15 protein-coding genes are annotated in these 21,279 nt (G+C 40.7%); 3 read left to right on the forward strand and 12 right to left on the reverse strand.

The annotated features are described in order from the left end of the window. Nucleotides 1-15: 15 nt before the first annotated feature. The 5 genes from pilB to srmB form a co-directional block, all read right to left on the reverse strand. Nucleotides 16-1,719 carry a type IV-A pilus assembly ATPase PilB gene (pilB, locus tag J9318_RS12485; RefSeq protein WP_210560218.1) on the reverse strand — a complete coding sequence of 568 codons (1,704 nt, stop codon included), beginning with the start codon at nucleotides 1,717-1,719 and terminating at the stop codon, nucleotides 16-18. A 306-nt stretch (nucleotides 1,720-2,025) separates the two neighbouring features. Then, on the reverse strand, nucleotides 2,026-2,514 hold the full coding sequence (locus J9318_RS12490) for a pilin (RefSeq protein WP_210560219.1): 489 nt from the start codon (nucleotides 2,512-2,514) through the stop codon (nucleotides 2,026-2,028). Between the two features lie 272 nt (nucleotides 2,515-2,786). Continuing rightward, nucleotides 2,787-3,632, reverse strand: a complete 846-nt coding sequence (gene nadC / locus J9318_RS12495) for a carboxylating nicotinate-nucleotide diphosphorylase (protein ID WP_210560220.1) — start codon at nucleotides 3,630-3,632, stop codon at nucleotides 2,787-2,789. A 138-nt stretch (nucleotides 3,633-3,770) separates the two neighbouring features. Further along, a complete protein-coding gene (locus J9318_RS12500) occupies nucleotides 3,771-4,289 on the reverse strand; it encodes a retropepsin-like aspartic protease family protein (protein WP_210560221.1) in 519 nt (172 codons plus the stop codon). Nucleotides 4,290-4,363: 74 nt separating this feature from the next. Continuing rightward, on the reverse strand, nucleotides 4,364-5,587 hold the full coding sequence (srmB, locus tag J9318_RS12505) for an ATP-dependent RNA helicase SrmB (protein WP_210560222.1): 1,224 nt from the start codon (nucleotides 5,585-5,587) through the stop codon (nucleotides 4,364-4,366). A 96-nt stretch (nucleotides 5,588-5,683) separates the two neighbouring features. Here srmB and J9318_RS12510 point away from each other — a divergent pair, with 96 nt between their 5' ends. The 3 genes from J9318_RS12510 to J9318_RS12520 all read left to right on the forward strand — a co-directional run bounded on the left by J9318_RS12510 (nucleotide 5,684) and on the right by J9318_RS12520 (nucleotide 10,505). Then, entirely contained in the window at nucleotides 5,684-6,535 is an 852-nt protein-coding gene (locus tag J9318_RS12510) for a tRNA1(Val) (adenine(37)-N6)-methyltransferase (protein WP_210560223.1), read from the forward strand. 697 nt (nucleotides 6,536-7,232) lie between these two features. Then, nucleotides 7,233-9,437: a S9 family peptidase gene (locus J9318_RS12515; RefSeq protein ID WP_210560224.1), complete on the forward strand. Its 2,205-nt coding sequence runs from the start codon at nucleotides 7,233-7,235 to the stop codon at nucleotides 9,435-9,437. A gap of 198 nt (nucleotides 9,438-9,635) precedes the next feature. Further along, nucleotides 9,636-10,505 (forward strand): DNA ligase, encoded by an 870-nt coding sequence (locus tag J9318_RS12520; RefSeq protein ID WP_210560225.1) that lies wholly within the window; start codon nucleotides 9,636-9,638, stop codon nucleotides 10,503-10,505. A 117-nt stretch (nucleotides 10,506-10,622) separates the two neighbouring features. On the opposite strand, the gene J9318_RS12525 is transcribed toward J9318_RS12520, so the two are convergent. The 7 genes from J9318_RS12525 to J9318_RS12555 all read right to left on the reverse strand — a co-directional run bounded on the left by J9318_RS12525 (nucleotide 10,623) and on the right by J9318_RS12555 (nucleotide 21,277). Continuing rightward, entirely contained in the window at nucleotides 10,623-12,701 is a 2,079-nt protein-coding gene (locus tag J9318_RS12525) for a M13 family metallopeptidase (protein WP_210560226.1), read from the reverse strand. A gap of 125 nt (nucleotides 12,702-12,826) precedes the next feature. Then, nucleotides 12,827-13,330: a DUF1543 domain-containing protein gene (locus J9318_RS12530; RefSeq protein WP_210560227.1), complete on the reverse strand. Its 504-nt coding sequence runs from the start codon at nucleotides 13,328-13,330 to the stop codon at nucleotides 12,827-12,829. Between the two features lie 17 nt (nucleotides 13,331-13,347). Continuing rightward, nucleotides 13,348-14,019 carry a tRNA-uridine aminocarboxypropyltransferase gene (locus tag J9318_RS12535; RefSeq protein ID WP_210560228.1) on the reverse strand — a complete coding sequence of 224 codons (672 nt, stop codon included), beginning with the start codon at nucleotides 14,017-14,019 and terminating at the stop codon, nucleotides 13,348-13,350. Nucleotides 14,020-14,200: 181 nt separating this feature from the next. After that, nucleotides 14,201-15,622: a dihydrolipoyl dehydrogenase gene (gene lpdA / locus J9318_RS12540; RefSeq protein ID WP_210560229.1), complete on the reverse strand. Its 1,422-nt coding sequence runs from the start codon at nucleotides 15,620-15,622 to the stop codon at nucleotides 14,201-14,203. Between the two features lie 152 nt (nucleotides 15,623-15,774). Further along, entirely contained in the window at nucleotides 15,775-17,796 is a 2,022-nt protein-coding gene (aceF, locus tag J9318_RS12545; RefSeq protein WP_210560230.1) for a pyruvate dehydrogenase complex dihydrolipoyllysine-residue acetyltransferase, read from the reverse strand. Nucleotides 17,797-17,817: 21 nt separating this feature from the next. Continuing rightward, nucleotides 17,818-20,493, reverse strand: a complete 2,676-nt coding sequence (aceE, locus tag J9318_RS12550) for a pyruvate dehydrogenase (acetyl-transferring), homodimeric type (protein WP_210560231.1) — start codon at nucleotides 20,491-20,493, stop codon at nucleotides 17,818-17,820. Between the two features lie 31 nt (nucleotides 20,494-20,524). Then, entirely contained in the window at nucleotides 20,525-21,277 is a 753-nt protein-coding gene (locus J9318_RS12555) for a GntR family transcriptional regulator (protein WP_210560232.1), read from the reverse strand. Nucleotides 21,278-21,279 lie beyond the last annotated feature (2 nt).

A 21,279-nucleotide genomic window follows, 5' to 3' on the forward strand; every position in this document is an offset into this window, starting at 1 on the left:
GCTTATTTTCCTTGGTTAAGAGTTTGTTACGCGGTTAACTTCAGTAAGGCTTGTCATCCCGGAGGCGGCCTTAATCAAACCTGACTTACGAAGATTATTAACACCTTCTGCGTCCGCTTGTTTGGCAATATCTAATGAGTTACCGCCTTCCATGATAATAGTACGCATGCGTTCGCTTAGTTTTAAAACTTCATAAATACCAACTCGGCCTTTGTAGCCATTAGTGCAATCATTACAACCAACCGGCTTAAATAACGTCATGGTATTAATTTGTTCTTGGCTAAAGCCTTCGCGAATAAGTTCTTGCTCTGGTAAGTCCGTTTCTGGCTCTTTACATTTTGAGCATAAACGACGCGCGAGTCGCTGCGCAATAATCAGTGATACGGAACTAGCGATGTTATATGCTGGCACACCCATGTTAGCTAAACGCGTTAGTGTTTCTGGTGCTGAGTTTGTGTGAAGTGTTGATAAAACTAAGTGACCAGTTTGCGCGGCTTTAATAGATATTTCGGCTGTTTCCAAGTCTCGGATCTCACCAACCATGATGATGTCTGGATCTTGTCGTAAAAAGGCTTTTAGCGCAGAAGCAAAGTCTAAACCGGCCTTCACATTCATTTGAACTTGGTTTATGCCTGATAAGTTAATTTCTACCGGATCTTCCGCCGTTGAGATGTTTCGCTCTGGCGTATTAAGAATATTTAAACCGGTATAAAGTGATACTGTTTTACCTGAACCCGTTGGCCCAGTAACCAAAATCATGCCTTGTGGTTGCTCAAGTGCTTCCATGTACAAACGCTTCTGCTCTTCTTCGTAGCCGAGTACATCAATGCCTAACATGGCGCTTGATGAGTCAAGGATACGCATTACCACTTTTTCGCCCCAAATGGTTGGTAACGTACTGACACGAAAATCGATGGATTTTTTAGCGGAAATTTTTAACTTAATCCGCCCATCTTGTGGCTTACGCTTTTCGGCAATATCAAGATTTGAGATAACTTTTATACGCGCTGACAGTCGCCCTGCTAATGCCGTTGGTGGTTTTGCTACTTCTGTTAATATGCCATCAACACGAAAGCGAATTCGGTATTCTTTTTCATATGGTTCAAAATGCAAATCCGACGCGCCTTTTCGAATGGCGTCCATTAATATTTTGTTAATGTAAACAACGATTGGAGCATCGTCTGAGCCACTTTCATCATTGACATTTTCGTTGGTATCTATTGACTCAGTTTCTAAGTCGGCCAACTCAAACATGTCGCTTTCATCTACGCCTAAACCATCTTCGAGTGAAGAAAAGGCATGATGGATCATAGCGGCAAGCGGACCCGGCTCACACACTACAAACTCCGTTTGCATGCCGGTATTAAATTCAAAATCTTCTTGTGCCGATACGTCGGTAGGATCGCTTGTTGCTAAGAATAAAGTTCGACCTTTTTTAGCAACAGGTAAAACTTGATGTTTTAACGCCAGTTTTTCATTTTTTACCTCTTCAGGAATAGTGGCGATATCAAACTGGCTAATATCAAAACGCGGCACGCCAAAACGTTGACTAACAAACAAAACAAGGTTTTCCGCCGAGACGATATTCTCAGCAACCAAGGTTTCTGGCATTGAATGGTATTGGCTACGATTTGCTTTGGCTTTTTCAACGTCTTCATCCGAAATCAGTTGATGGCTTAGTAGCTGCCTAAGCAGTGCACCTTTGTACGTATTTGGCATATCTTAAATAAACTAATCCTGATTATTATTAAATAAGATTATGGAGTGCTTGGCGCTCGGTAGCAACCGTTTCTTAAAAGGAATTAGGGATTTACTGGAATTTTGTGCAAATTATAGGTCTAGATTTTCTTCGAATCGTAGCGTAATAGTTTTAGGTACAAACTGTGGGACACTTTAAAGGGAATTTAAGCGCTTTGAAATTCGAAATCTTGGGCTTGAGACTGCTTTGGCTTCAATGTTCCGCGCTGGTAACCAGTTGGATCAAAAAAGGCCACCGAAGTGACCTTTTGGAGCTTCTATCTCAATTTAACCGATACGAGGTAGGTATTGAGCACTTAAAGTTCCACCTGTTACTGCATACGTAACTACACCATTTGCAAGTGTAGCAGTAATTAGCACTGTTTTGCCTGCTAATTCAGTTGGTACATCAGCATTTTGCGCAACAGTATCAAAAGTCACTGTCATTACGCCAGTAGCACCATTCCAACCAATAGTATTAACGTCACCGCCAGCGGCCATTGCTGTGATGTCTGCCCAAGCTGCATTTGTTGCTGGGTCATAATAACCTACGTTTGCAAAGTGTGCAGCAGTTGTAGGAAGCGCGTTATTTAACGCTGCATACTCAGAAATCGCGTTCTGAAGTGGACGAATTTGCGCAGATACAGTTGTTGTCGACTCTGTACGAAGCGTATAAGTTTGGTACTGAGGAACCGCTACCGATGCCAAGATACCGATGATCGCGATTACGATCATTAATTCAATTAGGGTAAAACCTTTTTGTTGACGGTTTTTCATATTCATACTCCTGATATGTATTTTCATGAAATTATTATTGTTTAAAATTGTTTCCATTGTGACTAAGTTAAATGAAATTACAAGAATGAATTTCAATTCAACGTGTTAAACCTTGTATCCAAGGACACTTTTATTCGTCACTAATAATTTATCGACAGTTTTACTAAATTTGCATCCAACTTACATCAATTGCGAACACGAAAACCAGTCATGGCAATTTTTACACTAGTTCGCTACCCAATTGCAAGGCAAAATTGGTACAAAAGTGCTGATCAGTTATTAAATCGCATAGAAAGATCAATTGCATCGATATGTTTTGTTAAACCACCAATAGAAATATAATCTACATTTAGGCTGGCATACGACTTAAATTTTTCACCATCCATATTGCCAGAGGCTTCCAATTTCACTTGGCCTTTAGCCAGTGATACGGCTTGTTCCGTCTCTTCAACACTAAAGTTATCTAACATCACAATATCAGCCCCAGCTTCAATAGCTTCCTGCAACTCATCTAACGACTCCACTTCAACTTCAATTGGCTTGCCTGGATTCAATTGCTTAGCTTGACCAACCGCCGCATGAATGCCCCCAGCGGCTTGCAAATGATTCTCTTTAATCAAATAAGCATCAAACAAGCCAATGCGATGGTTTTTTCCGCCACCGCAAGTAACTGCATATTTTTGTGCGAGCCTAAGTCCCGGAATTGTTTTCCTAGTGTCTAAAATTTCAGTTTTACTACCAAGTTCTTTTACAAAATTTACGTAGCTAGCTGTTGATGTTGCCGTTGCCGATAAGGTTTGCAAAAAATTTAATGCTGTGCGTTCTGCCGTTAAAATTGTGCGAGCTGGTCCTTCAAATGTAAATAAGGTTTGATTCGCCTTTACCTTGTCACCATCTTGCACTAACCAAGTTATTAAAATGTTTTTATCTACCTGTTGGCAGGTTTCGTTAACCCATTCAACACCACATATAACCGCATCTTGGCGAGTAATCACTTTACCTGATGCCTTGGCATCGGCTGGAATAAGTTGCGCGGTAATATCAGCAGAGGCATCTTGGTTATTTAAGTCCTCAAGTAATGCTTGTGATACTTGTTGAGGAATTAACGACTTATACATTTTACGTTCCTAAAATTAACTAAAAAGGTAAGCAATACCAGGGACTGCTTAACGGTTTATTTTTTCATTATCTACTTTGCAAAGTGCTATGTGTGCTATTTATAAACTATGATCACTTTATTGATACGGATACCATCTCTAATAACCTTGGCTCAACTGTATGGTGAGCTCATCGCCAACTTGAGAAAAAGACACTTGTTTAAGTGCGCTCATACCAAGCAATATCTGATTTGACTTCATGCCCGGCAAGACAGAAGCGCGAAGATTATTTAATCTAAGCTCCCCTATGCGTAATTGATCAATTTCAGTGCGATAAGCGACGGCTGTGCCATTTGCGGTACCAACTCGTACCGGCTGACCTTTTTGCAAACCAATTTGATTAGCGATAGCTTCAGGCACCGCCACATCGGTTGCTCCGGTATCTAATAAAAACGTTACGGGCTGGTTATTTATATAACCCGATGTAACATAGTGCCCTTGTCGATTGCGTTTCAAGACTAATGTACTTGTTGAGCCATCTACAAAACTAACTGGCCGTTGATTTGGATTCTGTTGCGATGCGAGTTGATCAGAGAAAAACCAATAACCTATGACTAAAAATAGTATCCAAAAAATAAACGAGAACTGTTTACCGATTTTAATATTGTCATTGCTCATGGTTTTCCCTTTTAATGTAAGTTAATTAAAACCTATTGCCGTATGTAAAAATCTTTTTAGTTATACGGCCTAACTTACTTCTTCGATTTTTTTGCCTTTGCCTTTGCTAATTTTTTCTTATGCGGCTTTTTCTTTTTCGCCGGCACTTTAGCTTCTTTATTTTTAGGCTCTAAACCTGCGATTTTGCGGTGTTTAAAGACTTGATCTGTGTATCGTTCAATTTTTTTCAATACTGGCATTTCGTGCGCTTCGATAAAGCTAATAGCAAAACCTTTCGCGCCTGCACGAGCTGTGCGGCCAATTCGGTGTACATAAACGTCTGCAGTTCTAGGCATATCAAAGTTAATAACATGCGTTATATCGTTGATATCTAAACCACGAGCGGCTACGTCTGTAGCAACGAGCACCTTTGCCCGTCCGTTTTTCATTTTATCTATGGCTTTCATGCGCTTATCTTGAGGCATTTCACCTTGCAAATAAGTCGCATAAATCCCTTCACTTTGTAACGTTTGCACTAAAGCTTCTAATCGCTCACGCGTTTTTACAAAGATAATTGATTTTTGAACATCTTCTTGTTGAAGGTAATTCATCAACATCGCCACTTTGTGATCATGACTGTCCGCTAAATGCGTCCACTCAACTATTTTGCCTCGTTCACGTCGAGGGGCATCACAATCAATTCGAGCAGCTTCATTTAAAACTTGTTTTGAAAACTCAATAATACCGCGACCTTCTAATGTCGCACTAAACAACATCGCCTGCTTACGGTTTCGAGATTCTTCTGCAATTCGAGTCATAAAGTTTCTGAAACCCATGTCTAACATGCGATCAGCTTCGTCTAAAACTAAGATTTCGACGTTTTCACAGTGAAAGGTTTCAGCATCCATATATTCCATTAAACGCCCTGGTGTTGAGATCAGGATGTCATTATTTTTCTCAAGAATATCTTTATGGCTACCGTAATTAATACCGCCCGTGATCACGCCAATCTTTAAATCGGTGCTACTGCATAAACCTTCAGCAACTTCATGAATTTGATAAGCCAATTCTCGCGTTGGCGCTAACACCATGACACGGGCAAAACCGGGAGCATTACGTGGGAAGTCTAATAAATATTGTATCGCTGGAATTAAGAATGCAGCTGTTTTACCGGTTCCTGTCGGCGCACTGGCCAATATATCAAGACCTTCTAGCGCTTCGGGAATTGCCGCTTGTTGTACTTTGGTTGGTTTTACGTAGCCTAAAGAGTTAATACCTTTTTCCAAACGGCTGTCTAAATCAAATTCACTAAATGTCATGCAATTTCCGAGTTGTTTACGCTTATGTCTTGGGAACAGACAGAGATTTGCTATTATAGCGGAAATTCTCGCATAACGGATAGCCTAAAATTGACCATGGCAGCAAAACCTAACTTTCGCTTTAAACAATTTAGTATTTGGCACGACAAGTGTGCAATGAAAGTTAGCACCGATGGTATTCTTTTAGGTGCTTGGGCACATATAACCAATGATACAAAGCATGTATTAGATATCGGCACAGGTACTGGATTATTATCGTTAATGGTCGCGCAACGACTGCACAACCTTGCAGATAAAAAAGAGTCTTCTGTTTTATCAATTGAACCAATACAAATTGATGCGATTGAAATTAATGCCGACGCGGCAGCACAAGCACAATTTAATTTTTCAAAAAGTCCATGGGCTAGCTCGTTTAGAGTGTTCAATACTGACGTTTTAGACTGGAGCCATGAGTCGGATCAAAATCGTGACGCTGTAGAGCAAAACTATGACTTAATTATCTGTAATCCACCTTATTTTAGTGACTCGTTAATTGGCGATGATGTTGCACGAAATACCGCAAGACACAATTCGGGTTTACCTTTTTCTGACTTGCTCGTCATTGCCAAACAAAAACTCAGTCCGACCGGCAGATTTGATTTGATTTTACCGACAACGGAAGCGGCTGTTTTTCTTAATCTTGCAGAACAGGCTGGGTTTTACAAGCGGGCGCTTACTTACTCCAAGCCTACCAATAAAATTAAAGCTAACCGAGTTTTAATAAGCCTAACATTAAGCTACCCAACCATAAAAAACACGGTCAACAACGGTATTTCAAAGAGTAATAGTTCTGACAAGGAGGCGTTAACGAATGATGTCTCAGAAATAATAACAAGAGACGAAACCGGAGAATATCATCCAAGCTTCGTTTCTTTGTGCCAGGCATTCTATTTAAAAATGCCTGACTAATTTTTTTGTAATGCGCTTTTACAGAAACTGGGTTAATTTGAACTAATTTATACCTAGTTAGCTATTACATATGTCATAAAGAGGCCAATACTAGAGCCATCAACTTCAAGTTGATCCTTATATTGATAACCATATCCGTAAGATGTAATCGGATCTGTTTCGTAATCAATACTTGTATAACGGCCTGAAACATATAATTGCTCCGACACCTTAAAAGAAACTTGTGCGAAGAAACCGAGTGCGCTGTTAAACTTATCAGAGCTATTGTTACGATCAAATTCAGTGGATAACTCAACACCGGTATGCTGGGTAATACCAAGGCCAAAACGCGTTGTGTCGTTTATTTGATAGTTAGGCTACCAACATCCTCGCCACCAAAACTATATCCAATAAATGCAATAGGGTTAATTTTTAGTGTTTGTTGCGGTTGGTGTTTGTTTGCTCATTTGCCAATGTTTGAGCAGAGGTAAAAAGTACAATCGCGGCGAAAAGCCTTGTAAGCTTGCTTGACGATTTCATGTTCCTAATTATTATTGTTGTTATCCTGATTTTGCGGCGGGCAATTTACACGCTCATCCTCTTAAACTCAATATCAAACTCTTATCTATTTAATCGCTAGTAAACTTCTGGCATTATTGGCTCACCCCAGAGCGCAGTTAGCTCTATTTTGTTAATCTGTTAACGATAAGAAAATAATATGAAAAAACTCATTAACACCCTGTGTGCATTTGCTGTTGTTTTATGCTCAACGGCACACGCTGAAAAATTAACACTGGAACGCATTTATGACGATCCTTCCCTATCAGGCACGGCGCCCAAAAAATTAAAACTATCTCCTGATGGTCAGCGCGCAACATACATTCAAGCGCGAGAAGACGACTACAATCGTTTTGATTTGTGGCAATACAATGTTGAAACTGGCAAACGTTCAATGCTGGTTGACTCTGAGTCATTGGTCTCTGGTCCAGAAAACTTATCAGACGAGGAAAAGGCACGTCGTGAGCGCCAAAGAATTTTTGGCAAAGGTATTTTAGAATATACCTTCTCTGCCGATGGCTCTGCACTACTATTCCCATTAAATGGTGACATCTTTTACTTCAAACTTGGTTCAAGCAAAGCCAAAAAATTAACTAATGGTGAAGGTTTTGCAACGGATGTTAAGTTCTCGCCCAAAGGCACGTTTGTTTCATTTGTTCGCGATCAGAACTTATATGTAATCGACATTCAAACGGGCAAAACAAGAGCATTAACCACATCGGGTGGTGAAACAACAAAATTTGCAATGGCCGAATTTGTTGCTCAAGAAGAAATGAAGCGAATGACAGGTTATTGGTGGTCTCCTGATGAGTCAACCATTGCACTTACAAAAGTAGACACAACTCCGGTACAAGTGGCAACCCGTAACGAAATATACGCCGATAGCATTAAGCTATTTAATCAACGTTATCCGTTCGCCGGTACTAACAACGTAAATATCGAACTTGGTTTACTTGATGTAACTAAGTCGGAAGACGCGATTCGTTGGATAGACTTAGGCAAAGATAAAGACATTTATTTAACACGCGGTAAGTGGTTACCTAATAGCAACACATTTAGTTATCAGTGGCAAAACCGAGCTCAGCACAAATTAGAGCTTCGTTTTGTTGACCGCCAATCATTGTCTCAAAAAGTCATTATTACCGAACAGTCAGATACGTGGATTAATTTACATGAAGCACTCGTTTATTTAGACGATAGTTTTTTATGGGCGTCTGAGCGTGATGGATTCCAACATATTTATCACTTCGACTATAACGGCAAAGTATTATCGCAGTTAACGAAAGGTGATTGGATCGTTGACTCTTTAGAAGGCTTCGATAAGTCTACCGGTAACGTCTATTTCACGGGTCGAAAAGACACACCTACTGAGCGTCATCTTTATAGCGTTAATTTAGATCAACCTCAAAAGATCACTAAGGTTTCTAAGCGTAGCGGTTTCCATAGTATTACTTTTTCGAAAGACTCTAGTATTTATTTAGATTCATATTCCAACACAGCGCAGCCTACACAAGTGAGTTTGCATAAAGCTTCAGGTGAAATGCTAACTTGGATGGAGCAAAATCAAGTAAACAAAGATCATGCGCTTTATCCGTATCTTTCTGACTGGGTTAAACCTCGCTTTGGCACATTAACTGCTGAAGATGGCCAAATATTGCATTACCGTATTTTTGAACCTCAAGGGTTCAAAGGTAAACGCCCTGTTATCAACTATGTTTATGGCGGACCTCACGCTCAACTTGTGACAAATAGTTGGAGTAGTCGTAACTTTATACTTCAACACTTAGTCCAAAAAGGCTATGTGGTTTTCCAACTTGATAATCGTGGTTCTTACAATCGTGGTAAAAAGTTTGAAGATCCTATTTATAAGCACCTAGGCGAAGTTGAATTACAAGACCAGTTAGTTGGGATGGACTATGTAAAAACATTAGACTTTGTTGACCCTGATCGAATTGGTGTTTATGGCCACAGCTACGGTGGTTACATGACAATTATGAGCATGTTTAAAGCTCCTGATGTATTTAAAGTAGGTGTATCTGGAGCGCCAGTAACAGACTGGACACTATACGATACACATTACACTGAACGTTACGCGGGTCACCCAGGCGTTGATGGCAAAGACTATGATAAGAGCAACGTATTTATGTACGCTGATGGTCTACAAGGTGATTTGTTAATTTACCATGGTATGGCGGACGACAACGTATTATTTACTCACGCAACCAAGCTATTTAAGCACTTACAAGACTTAGGTAAAGAGTTTGATGTTATGACTTACCCTGGCAGTAAGCACAGTATCCGAGGCAAGAAAACAGGCTTACATTTAGCAAAAACAATTGTTCGATACTTTGATAAAAACTTATAACGGTTCCTACAGCTAAGCTAATAAACGAGACGTTGTTACGTAAGTAGCGTAAACCCGCGTGATTAGCGAAGCACTCCTCTTAAAGCCACTAATTTTAGTGGCTTTTTTATTTACTGTCCGTACAGATTATCTAAGTACAGCGGAATTTACTTTCGCCCTCTTCTAGCCTTTAAATATATTCAATAAAAAGGAAAGAAGATGCCTGTTTTAATTACCCTACTCATTTGTTTAATTATCACAATACCGCCAATTGTTTTTGCATCCAATGCTATTCCACACGTCATGTTAGCCAGCACAAAAATGCTTTCATCTTTGCCGAACAATACTTCGGGCTTTTATGTCAGTGAAAAATACGATGGCGTGCGAGCGTATTGGACAGGTAGCCACTTTTTAACTCGGCAAGGTAATCTAATCAATGCGCCAACCTGGTTTACTGAAGCCTTTCCGACTCACGCACTTGACGGTGAGCTATGGATAGCGAGAAATAGATTTGACGATGTATCTGCGGCTATTCGACGTAAGGTCGCAGATGATAGTGAATGGCGTAACATCAAATACATGGTATTTGACTTACCTATCAATAACCTTGCTTTTTATCAGCGTAAAGAACGACTTCAGTCGATATTTGATTCACAACAGCCCTTCCCTAGTTGGCTTAAACTTGTCACTCATACAGTCTTTGATAATAAAGCTGAATTGTCTAAATACTTTAACCATATCGTCGCTGAATTAGGCGAAGGAGTTATGTTAAACGTTGGTAATGCCACATATGAACGGGGACGAAGCAAAGGTATTTTCAAAGTAAAACCGCTCTACGATGCGGAAGCCATTGTCACCGCTTATCAGCCAGGGAAGGGCAAATACAAAGGTATGTTAGGGGCGTTGTGGGTTAGAAATAATAAAGGACAAATTTTTAAAATTGGCTCTGGCTTTACGGACAAAGAACGCGAAAACCCACCTAAAGTGGGCGATATAATTTCATATGAATATTCTGGATTTAGTAAAAGTGGATTGCCTAGATTTGCTCGATTTTCGAAGGTACGAACGGATTTAATATCTGAGCAATAATAACGTTGAGCCACATTAAATAACAAAAAGCCCAGCTATTGGATGTTAACCAAAGTGGCTGGGCTTTTAACAAAGAATAAGCTTAAGCCTATTTCATGTCCGATAAAATTTAGATTATTACCAAATTTTTACGCGTTTTTCTTCTGGTAAATAATGTGCGTTTCCTGGCTTAACATCAAACGCCTCATAAAACTCAGGCATATTCTGCACAATACCATTTACACGATAGCGACTTGGTGAGTGTGGATCAGTTACCAGACGAGTGCGAAGCTCTTCGTCACGGTATAGGCGACGCCATACTTGTCCCCAACCTAAGAATACACGTTGTTCACCCGTAAAGCCGTCAAGCACTGGAGATGGCTTGCCGTTTAGTGACATTTTGTAAGCTTTAAATGCGATTGTTAAACCACCTAAATCACCAATATTTTCACCCAGCGTTAAGTCGCCATTTACGAATTCGCCTTCTAAAGCCTGAAAACTACTGAATTGCTCAGAGAACTTTTTACCACGCTCTTGGAAGTTTTCCTCGTCAGCTTTAGTCCACCAGTTTCTAAGATTTCCATCACCATCGTACTTCGCGCCTTGGTCATCAAAACCATGACCAATTTCATGCCCAATAACAGCACCAATACCACCATAATTTACTGCATCTTCAGCATCTAAATTAAAGAAAGGAGGCTGCAAAATTGCGGCTGGAAAAACAATTTCATTTTTAACTGGGCTGTAATAAGCGTTAACTGTTTGTGGCGTCATTCCCCACTCAGTATCGTCAATTGGTCCACCTAGCTTGTCTAAGTTTTTCTGAATTTCGAATTCACTGGCACGAATATAGTTTCCAACCAAGTCATCTGGCTTAATTTCAAGTGCCGTATAGTCGGTCCATTTATCTGGGTAACCAATTTTTGGCGTAAACTTAGACAGCTTTTCTAGCGCTGCGATCTTCGTTTCTTCAGTCATCCACTCCAGTTCTTTAATACCGACTTCAAAACCCTTTATTACGTTTTGAACGAGTTGCTCCATTCGCTCTTTCGCTTCTGGTTTAAAATGCTTTTCAACGTATAACTTGCCTAACATTTCTCCAAGAATAGCGTTTGCTCCTGATACCGCTTGTTTCCAACGAGGTTGTTGCTCTTCTATTCCGCGCAGAGTTGTGCCATAAAAAGCAAAATTACGGTCAGCGAAGTTGGTAGATAGTTTCGATGCAAATTCAGATAAAGTACGAAGCTTCATGTATTCTTTCCATGTCGCAATATCAATATCTTTAAACATCTCACCTAATGCGTTCAAGTACGTATTTTGACTAGCCACAAGCTCGGTAGTTGATAGTCCCATAGCCGATGCGTATTTTTCCCAAGAAAAACCGCCCATATATTCAACAAACTCTTCAGTAGAGTATTTATTGTAACGTTTATTAGCATCTCTGCTCTCTACTCGTGTCCACATTTTGTCGGCAAGCTTTGTTTCTAAATCCATAACACGCTTTGCTGCGGCCTCTGAGTCTGGAACACCTGCCATATCAAACATGTCCGCCATATAGGCTACATATGCTTCACGATTTGCTTTGCTTTTATCATCTTCTTTAAAATAATAATCTCGGTCCGGTAGACCTAAACCAGATTGTCCAACATAAAAAATGTATTGGTCTGATTGTTTGGCGTCGTTGTAAACATAACCACCTAACGGGCCACTCACACCTTTACGATATAAGGCACCAAACATTTCAGCAACGTCGTCGTGAGTTTTTATATTGTCGATTGAATCAAACATCGGCTTAAGTGGCGCAACACCTTTTGCATTAACGGACGCTTCATCCATAAAGGAATTATAGAAGTCTCCAAGTTTTTGTTGTTCACTACCAACCGCCGCGCTCTGGTCTGCAGAGGCTTGTTCAATGATTAATTTTAAGTTTTTTTGTGCATCGTCATATAGTTTTGTAAATGACCCGTAATTTGACTTATCTGCAGGAATTACCTGATTTTTTAACCACGTTCCATTCGTGTAAACATAAAAGTCTTCCTGTGGCGCGGCGTTAGTATCCATATTTTCTAATGAGATACCGGAAGTAAGTTGCTTTTCTGCTTGTTCTTCAACTTTTACTTCTTGTGTAGTTTGCTCTGTTTTTGGTGAGCAAGCGGTTAATGACAGCGCCCCCAAGGCTAACGCGACGCCAACGGCAACCGTAGTTAGTTTTTTCATTTGATTCATCCCCAATCCATATTACTTTTTTATAATTAACACTAGAGTAATGAAAGGAGATTTAAAGTCAACGTGTGTAATCAGTGCACACAAGGTGAGTGCTTTCAGTCAATTAGATTACTAATTTAGGCAATTACGCGATAACCAAACCAGTCCGGTTTTAAAGCTTGACCACCCGGCTTTTCAGTTAAATGTATATAAAAGCGATCATCTAACAAATTGATTGGGAAACAGTCATCAACATTCATTAAATTATCTTTGTGAGGGATGCTACCGTTCGTCATCAATGACGCTTTTGCTTGCTGTTTTGCATCATCACTCGATGTCGCAACGAACAAGCCAAATTCATGTAATTCGGTAAACTTATCAGGTTGATAACCGCCAAGGTTCACAAAATATAAGCCTAGAGGTGATGAACTTGGGACTGTCTTAATTTCGACTTGATAACCATCAATATGTTTAACTTCCATGTAGCAGTCGATATGTAACCCTTTTCTATCTCCATACCACTGTTCAATAAGTTCAGGGATTGTGTCATCAATAGTACTACCAAGCACAAAACGGATATCATGTACTTCGATATTTGATTTTCCAGCTGAGCCACCTAGGTAGACCATAAATAATTTCATTTTTTCACCCTGTTTTTTCAACGCTTATGCACTTGATAGGCAGTACGGAAGTTATCGAATAATCGTTCTAATGTGTCACCTAATTCTAACTCACCATTTTGCTTAAATAATTCGAAAGCGACCTCAACGGTACTTAAGTGATGCTCATGGTATGACTCTCGTAACTGATAAGCACCTTTGTTAAACCCAGATAATTGCAAAACGGGAAAGCTATCCAAATAAGGTGATTTAATGAACATCTTCTTGGCTTGTCGCCATGTACCATCTAGAAAGATAAGCAGTGGGCGTTTACCATCAATTTCGCTTTTAGCTGGTATGTTGTGAATTTGCCGTGCAGGCTCGGTGGCATCATGAACAAATACAATTATAGGAAACCAAGTCTCCGAGTTTAATAACGATAACAACTCGTCCTGAACTTCTGTGCGCTGCCAGCGATATGCAAAGTTATCTGGAACCACCTCACAGATTAACTGTCCGGTGTTAGACGGTTTGTAGTACTCAGCGTGATACATAAGCATACAAACTCCTAGTTCAGTATCAACCGGACTGACTGACCCACAAATACATTCCCGCTGTTCCAGCATACACTCGGTGCATCGCTTTAACGCAGCACCACGCGCTTTAAATTCTTTTTTTGAGAACTGTAATTCGTGCTCTCTTAACCTACGAACTGAATTGATATGTGCCATGATGCCTGTTAAATGCCTAATAATAGAGGTGAAATCACTTGAATATTAAAACGATTATGCTGATATGTATGCCAATAGCACTTTCGGATATCGCTATTTTAGCACGACTAAAATGCAAAAAGAGCGACCAATGGCCGCTCTTTTAAGGTTTAATAATAGTTTTTTAACTATTTAATAACCGCTATTTCTTTTTGGCTTTTGGATTAGGAAGATCTGTAATAGAACCTTCGTAAATCTCTGCAGCAAGACCGATAGACTCGTTTAGCGTAGGGTGAGCATGAACAGTTAATGCGATATCTTCTGCGTCTGCGCCCATTTCAATTGCTAAGCCGATTTCACCAAGCATTTCACCAGCGTTGATACCAACAATCGCGCCACCTAAAATACGGTGCGTGTCTTTATCAAAAATTAGCTTCGTGAAACCTTCAGTACGAGCAGATGCAATCGCACGACCTGATGCTGCCCACGGGAATTTAGCCGTTTCAACATTTAAGCCCTGCTCTTTTGCTTCTTTTTCAGTGATACCAACCCAAGCCATTTCTGGATCTGTATAAGCGACTGAAGGAATACCTTGAGGTTCAAAGAAATGTTTTTTGCCCGAGATAACTTCGGCTGCAACGTGACCTTCATGCACAGCTTTGTGAGCAAGCATTGGTTGACCAATTACGTCACCAATTGCAAAGATGTTATTAACATTTGTACGTAGTTGCTTATCTACATTAATGAAACCGCGCTCATCTACATTTACGCCAGCTTTATCAGCATCACAAAGGTTACCATTTGGCTTACGGCCTACCGCAACTAAAATTTTGTCATAACGAACAGGCTCAGCTGGTGCTTTTTTACCTTCAAACGTTACATACAAACCATCGTCTTTTGCTTCAACTGCAACTACTTTTGTAGAAAGCATGATGTTAAAGCGATCTTTGTTGTATTTAGTGTAGGCTTGAACGATATCTTTGTCCGCTGCTGGAACTAGTTGGTCCAAGAATTCTACAACCGATACGTTAGAACCTAACGCACTGTATACAGTACCCATTTCTAAACCGATGATGCCACCACCAAGTACTAGCATCTCACCAGGAATATCTTTCATTTCTAGTGCGCCAGTTGAATCGATAACACGATCGTCTTCTGGAATAAATGGTAGGTTAACTGGCTCTGAGCCCGCTGCAATGATTGCATTGTCGAAATTGATGTTTGTTACACCGTCTTTACCTTCAACCGCAATAGTGTTGCTACCTGTGAATTTTCCGTAACCGTTTACCACTTTAACTTTACGCATTTTAGACATACCGTCTAAGCCTTTAGTTAATTGTGATACTACGCTGTCTTTCCAGTCACGAATTTTGTCTAAATCAATTTCTGGTGCGCCAAATGTAACACCGTGCGATGCCATATCTTTTGCATCATCAATTACTTTTGCAACATGTAATAACGCTTTAGAAGGAATACAACCAACGTTCAAGCACACACCACCAAGTGTTTCGCGTGCTTCAACTAAAGTTACATCTAAACCTAAATCAGCTGCGCGGAATGCAGCAGAGTAGCCACCAGGGCCAGCACCAAGAACCACTACCTGGGTTTTGATATCGTTGCTCATTACTAACCTCTATCTATTCAAGAGTAAAAGACAAATGATTTCATCTTTTAGGATTAAAACTGATAATGCAGTACGCACTATCAAAAAATTTGTTGCTAAAGTTTATCACTGCAAAAATAGAAAGTCCTGTTAGAACAGGACTTTCTTGCAGATTATAATACTAATTTTCGTATATCAGACAAAACACTCGACACATGAACGGCAAACCTAGCCGCTAACGCGCCATCTATAACTCTGTGATCATATGATAACGACAACGGTAACATTAGTTTAGGCTCAAATTCCGAACCATTCCATTTTGGTTTCATTTCAGACTTAGAAACACCCAAAATGCCTACTTCTGGAGCATTAACAATAGGTGTAAATGCTGTACCACCAATGCCACCAAGACTTGATATTGTAAAACATCCGCCTTGCATATCTTTTGCTGTTAGCTTGCCTTGACGCGCTTTGCCTGAAATTTCCATCAACTCACGAGAAATTTCATTTACGCCTTTTTTGTCAACATCTCGAACAACTGGGACCACTAAACCATTTGGCGTATCAACCGCAACACCAATGTGCACGTATTTTTTAAGTACAATGCTTTCGCCATCTGGGCTTAACGAAGAGTTAAACTGCGGATACGTTAACAGTCCTGACGCAACTGCTTTCATTATGAAAACCAATGGCGTTATTTTCAGATCCGATTTTTGTTTCGCTAACATCGCATTCTGTTCTTTTCGGAACGCCTCTAATGACGTGATGTCCGCCTCATCAAATTGAGTAACATGTGGAATCGTAACCCAATTTCGATGTAAATTTGGACCTGAAATTTTCTGAATTCGTGTTAACGCCTTCGTTTCAATTTCACCAAACTTAGAGAAATCAATCTTAGGTGCTGCAAGTACCTGTAAGCCACCTTCTCCAGCGGCGACACTTGATGCTGCCGTCGCTTTTGGACGAGAAAGTTCATACTTCACAAACGACTTAATATCTTCCGCTAAAATACGGCCTTTTCTGCCTGTTCCTGTAACTTTAGATAAGTCCACACCAAACTCACTCGCCAAACGACGCACTGAAGGCGTTGCGTGTAAGTTGCCTGATTTTTTGCCTCCTGTTAGCGATGGGTGATCTTGTGCAACAGGTGGTGCTTTTGGCGCAGGTTTTGTATTTGCTTGTTGTGATTCTGTTTTTGCGGCAGGTTTTGATTCTGTATTACTTGCCGACGCCGCGCTACTTGAATTTTTGGCACCAACAACTTCAATCGTTGCTATCAAAGTACCCATAGATACTTTTCCGCCATTTTCGATTTCTAATGACTTCACTACACCCGCAAAAGGCGCAGGGACATCCATCGTTGCTTTATCGGTTTCTAATGTAATTAAGCCTTGTTCAGCTTCAACGGTATCACCAACCGCAACCAAAACATCGATCACGTCCACTTCGCCGTCAGTGCCAATGTCTGGCACTTCAACATTTTTAACTTCTGAAGTAGCAGATGGTGTGCTCTCGCTAGACTCACTACCTTTAGAAGAAGCACTTGAAGTCTCTTGTGCAGATTCAGCTTGAGTATCACTATTACCGTTTGAAGCGCCACCAGCGATAGCCAAGGTTAGAATAACCTTACCCTGACCTACTTTATCGCCTACTTCTACTTTAAGTGATACTACTTTACCGTTTTCTGGTGACGGTACGTCCATAGTCGCTTTATCAGTTTCTAGCGTAATTAAGCCGTCTTCTTTGCTTACTGTATCGCCTTCAGCAACTAAAACATCTATCACGTCAACTTCGTCGTCAGTGCCAATATCTGGCACTTCAACTTCAATCGTTTGTTCTGCAGAGCTAGATGATTCTGGTTTAGCTTCTGCTTCGCTCTCTGATGTAGGTGCTGCCTCAGCTTTAGGCTCTTCTTTAGTTTCTGATTTCGCTTCAGAAGACGCTGAGCTTGTTGCTCCAGCTTCTTCCAGTTTAACCAGTAAAGTGCCTTCTGAAACTTTATCACCAATAGCAACTTTAATTTCGGCAATTTTGCCAGCAAATGGTGCTGGTATATCCATTGACGCTTTATCACTTTCTACCGTAACAATGGCATCTTCCGCTTCAACGGTATCGCCAACTGCTACGCATAACTCAATGATTTCAACTTCATCGCCACCCACATCTGGGACTAAAATGTCTTTTAATTCAGCCATCTAATAAATCTCCTCAGGCGCTTATGCGTAAAGTGGGCTAAGTTTGTCGGCATCAATGCCAAATTCTTCTATCGCTTTAGTCACTACAGAAGCTTCAATTTCGCCACGTCTTGCAAGCTGGCTTAATGCCGCCACTGTAATGTAGTTATGATCAACTTCAAAATGACGACGAAGATTAGCTCGACTGTCTGAACGACCAAAGCCGTCTGTGCCAAGTACTTTGTAGTCTGAAGGAACCCATGCACGAACTTGGTCCGCATAAGACTTGATGTAGTCCGTTGCCGCTACAACTGGACCTTCGTTATTTTCAAGAACTTCAGTGATATAAGCTTTCTGCGCTGGCGCTTCTGGATTAAGCATATTAAAACGATCTACTTCTAATCCATCACGGCCTAGTTCATTAAATGAAGGTACGCTGTATACGTCAGAGCTAATGTCAAACTTCTCCGCAAGAATTTTAGCGGCTTCACGAACTTGCAAAAGAATAGTACCTGAACCTAATAATTGAACGTTTGCTTTGGCTTTTTTAGGCTCAACACGGTCTAACTTATAAATACCTTTAACGATGCCTTCTTCAACACCATCCGGTAAGGCTGGTTGAACATAGTTTTCGTTCATCACCGTTATGTAATAGAAAACGTTTTCGTTCTCACCGTACATTCTTCTCATGCCATCTTGAACAATGACCGCAAGTTCATAACCATAAGTTGGATCATAAGTAATACAGTTTGGAACTGTGCCAAAGTGAGAGTGCGTATGCCCATCTTGGTGCTGCAAACCTTCACCGTTTAGTGTTGTACGCCCCGCTGTACCACCGATTAAGAAACCACGTGCCTGAGAATCACCAGCTGCCCAAACCATGTCGCCAACACGTTGGAAACCAAACATTGAGTAGTAGATGTAGAAAGGAATCATAGGCTCATTGTTATTGGAGTACGACGTTGCTGCCGCCAACCAATCTGACATTGCACCTAGTTCGTTGATGCCTTCTTGTAAAACTTGGCCTTTTTTATCTTCACGATAATAAGCCACTTGATCAGCATCCTGAGGCGTATATTTTTGGCCTTCGTGTGCATAAATACCAACTTGACGGAATAGACCTTCTAAACCAAACGTACGCGCTTCATCTGGAATAATTGGCACAATACGTTTACCAATTTGCTTGTCTTTAATAACCGCCGATAATATTCGGCCAAACGCCATTGTCGTTGATATTTCACGACCATTAGAGCCTTTCAGTATTGCATCAAACGCTTTTAAATCTGGAGTATCAACTTCGACGTCTGAATTACGACGACGAGCAGGTAAGTATCCACCTAACGATTCACGGCGACCATGAAGGTATTTCCACTCTTCACTGCCTTCCTCAAATTTAACATAAGGCACGTTTGGTAAATCTTCATCAGAAATATCTATATGGTGACGATCGCGATACGCTTTTAATGCATCGATATCCATTTTTTTAACGCCATGAGCGATGTTTTTACCTTCACCAGCGTCACCCATGCCGTAACCTTTAACCGTTTTAGCTAAGATAACCTGCGGACGACCTTTGGTTTTAGTTGCTCTGTCATAGGCAGCATAGACTTTTACTGGATCATGACCACCTCGATTTAATCGCCAAATATCTTGGTCAGACATATTGGCAACCATAGCTTCAGTTTCCGGTGTTTTGGCAAAGAAGTTATCGCGAGTGAACTTACCACCTTTCGCTTTGTAGTTTTGGTATTCGCCATCCACTGTTTGTTCCATGATATCGAGTAACTTGCCGTCTTTATCACGAGACAATAATGGATCCCAATATGAACCCCAAATGACCTTAATCACTTCCCATCCAGCGCCACGGAATGTACCTTCAAGCTCTTGAATGATTTTACCATTACCACGAACCGGACCGTCTAAACGTTGTAGGTTACAGTTGATTATAAACGTTAAATTATCCAAACCTTCACGCGCGGCTAAACCAATCGCACCTAGCGCTTCTGGCTCATCACACTCACCGTCACCCATGAAACAATATACACGCTGACCAGAGCAGTCTTTGATGCCACGGTCTGTTAAATACTTAAGGAAACGTGCTTGGTAAATTGCAGCGATTGGACCTAAGCCCATTGAAACTGTAGGAAATTGCCAGAAGTCAGGCATCAGTTTTGGGTGTGGATAAGAAGATATACCTTCACCATCAGCTTCTTGACGGAAGTTATCAAGTTGCTCTTCCGATAAACGGCCTTCTAAAAATGCACGAGAGTATATACCAGGAGAAACATGGCCTTGAATATAAAGGAAGTCACCACCTGAGTTGTCTTTGTCTGCTTTAAAGAAGTGATTAAAACCAACATCGTAAAGCATTGCAGAAGATGCAAAAGACGAAATATGTCCACCAAGTTCTAAATCTTTTTTCGAACCACGAACTACCATTGCTAGCGCATTCCAACGGATTGCACCACGAATTCTAGCTTCTAACGTACGATCACCTGGCATTTGTGGCTCTTGGCCTGCTGGTATTGTGTTTAGATATGCAGTAGTTGGCTTGAATGGTAAGTGTGCGCCATTACGACGAGCTTTATCAATCAATGACTCTAAGATATGGTGAGCACGCTCAACACCGTCAACCTCAAGTACCGCTTCTAACGACTCAAGCCATTCTTGAGTTTCTTGTGGATCTATATCCTGATTTAGAGTTGGATTCTCTGACATATTTCAGGTTCCTGTAGTTAATAATTTTAATTTACTGACTGCTTAATAGACGTCGAACCGATCCTTGGATACGATTTTGGTCTTGATCAAGCTTTAATAGCGACTGTTCTATAAATGCTAAATGCTGCCCACTGGCAACACGTGCTGCTTCCGGCTGTTTACCTAAGATTGCCGTTAACAACTCAAATCTGTGTTCATTCAATTGTGAGCGGATCAATTTATGATCCTTAAAAACCAACAAGTTCTCTTTTATATTATGGCGAAGTAAATCTTTAACGCCTCGCAATAAATGAACCAACAAAACGTTTTGCGCCGCATCTGCAATTGCTAGGTAAAACATAACAATAGCATCTGAAACAGAATCTAGATCGGTATCATCAATTTCGTTAATAACTTCGAACGCACTTTTAATGCTTTGTAGTTGATCTTTATCGCCACGCAATGCAGCGTAATACGCAACAACACTCTCTAAAGCGCAACGAAATTCCAATAAATCATAGTGCGATTCTGGGTTATTCGCCAAAAGGTCAAATAAAGGCGCGGCAAAAGGCGCATCTAATTGCTGACTTACAAACGTACCACCACCTTGTTTTCGGGTGACAAGACGTTTGGCTTCAAGTTGTTTTATTGCGTCTCTAATGGAAGGACGGGAAACCCCGTATAGCTGTGCTAAGTCTCGCTCTGAGGCTAATCGTTCACCTGCCGCAAAAGTGCCATCAATGATTTGCCTCTCTAATTGAGAAGCCACTTGTTCTGATACTTTTGTAGTAACTACTTTTGTCACGA

This window comes from Psychrosphaera aestuarii, assembly GCF_017948405.1.
Taxonomy (GTDB): domain Bacteria; phylum Pseudomonadota; class Gammaproteobacteria; order Enterobacterales; family Alteromonadaceae; genus Psychrosphaera; species Psychrosphaera aestuarii.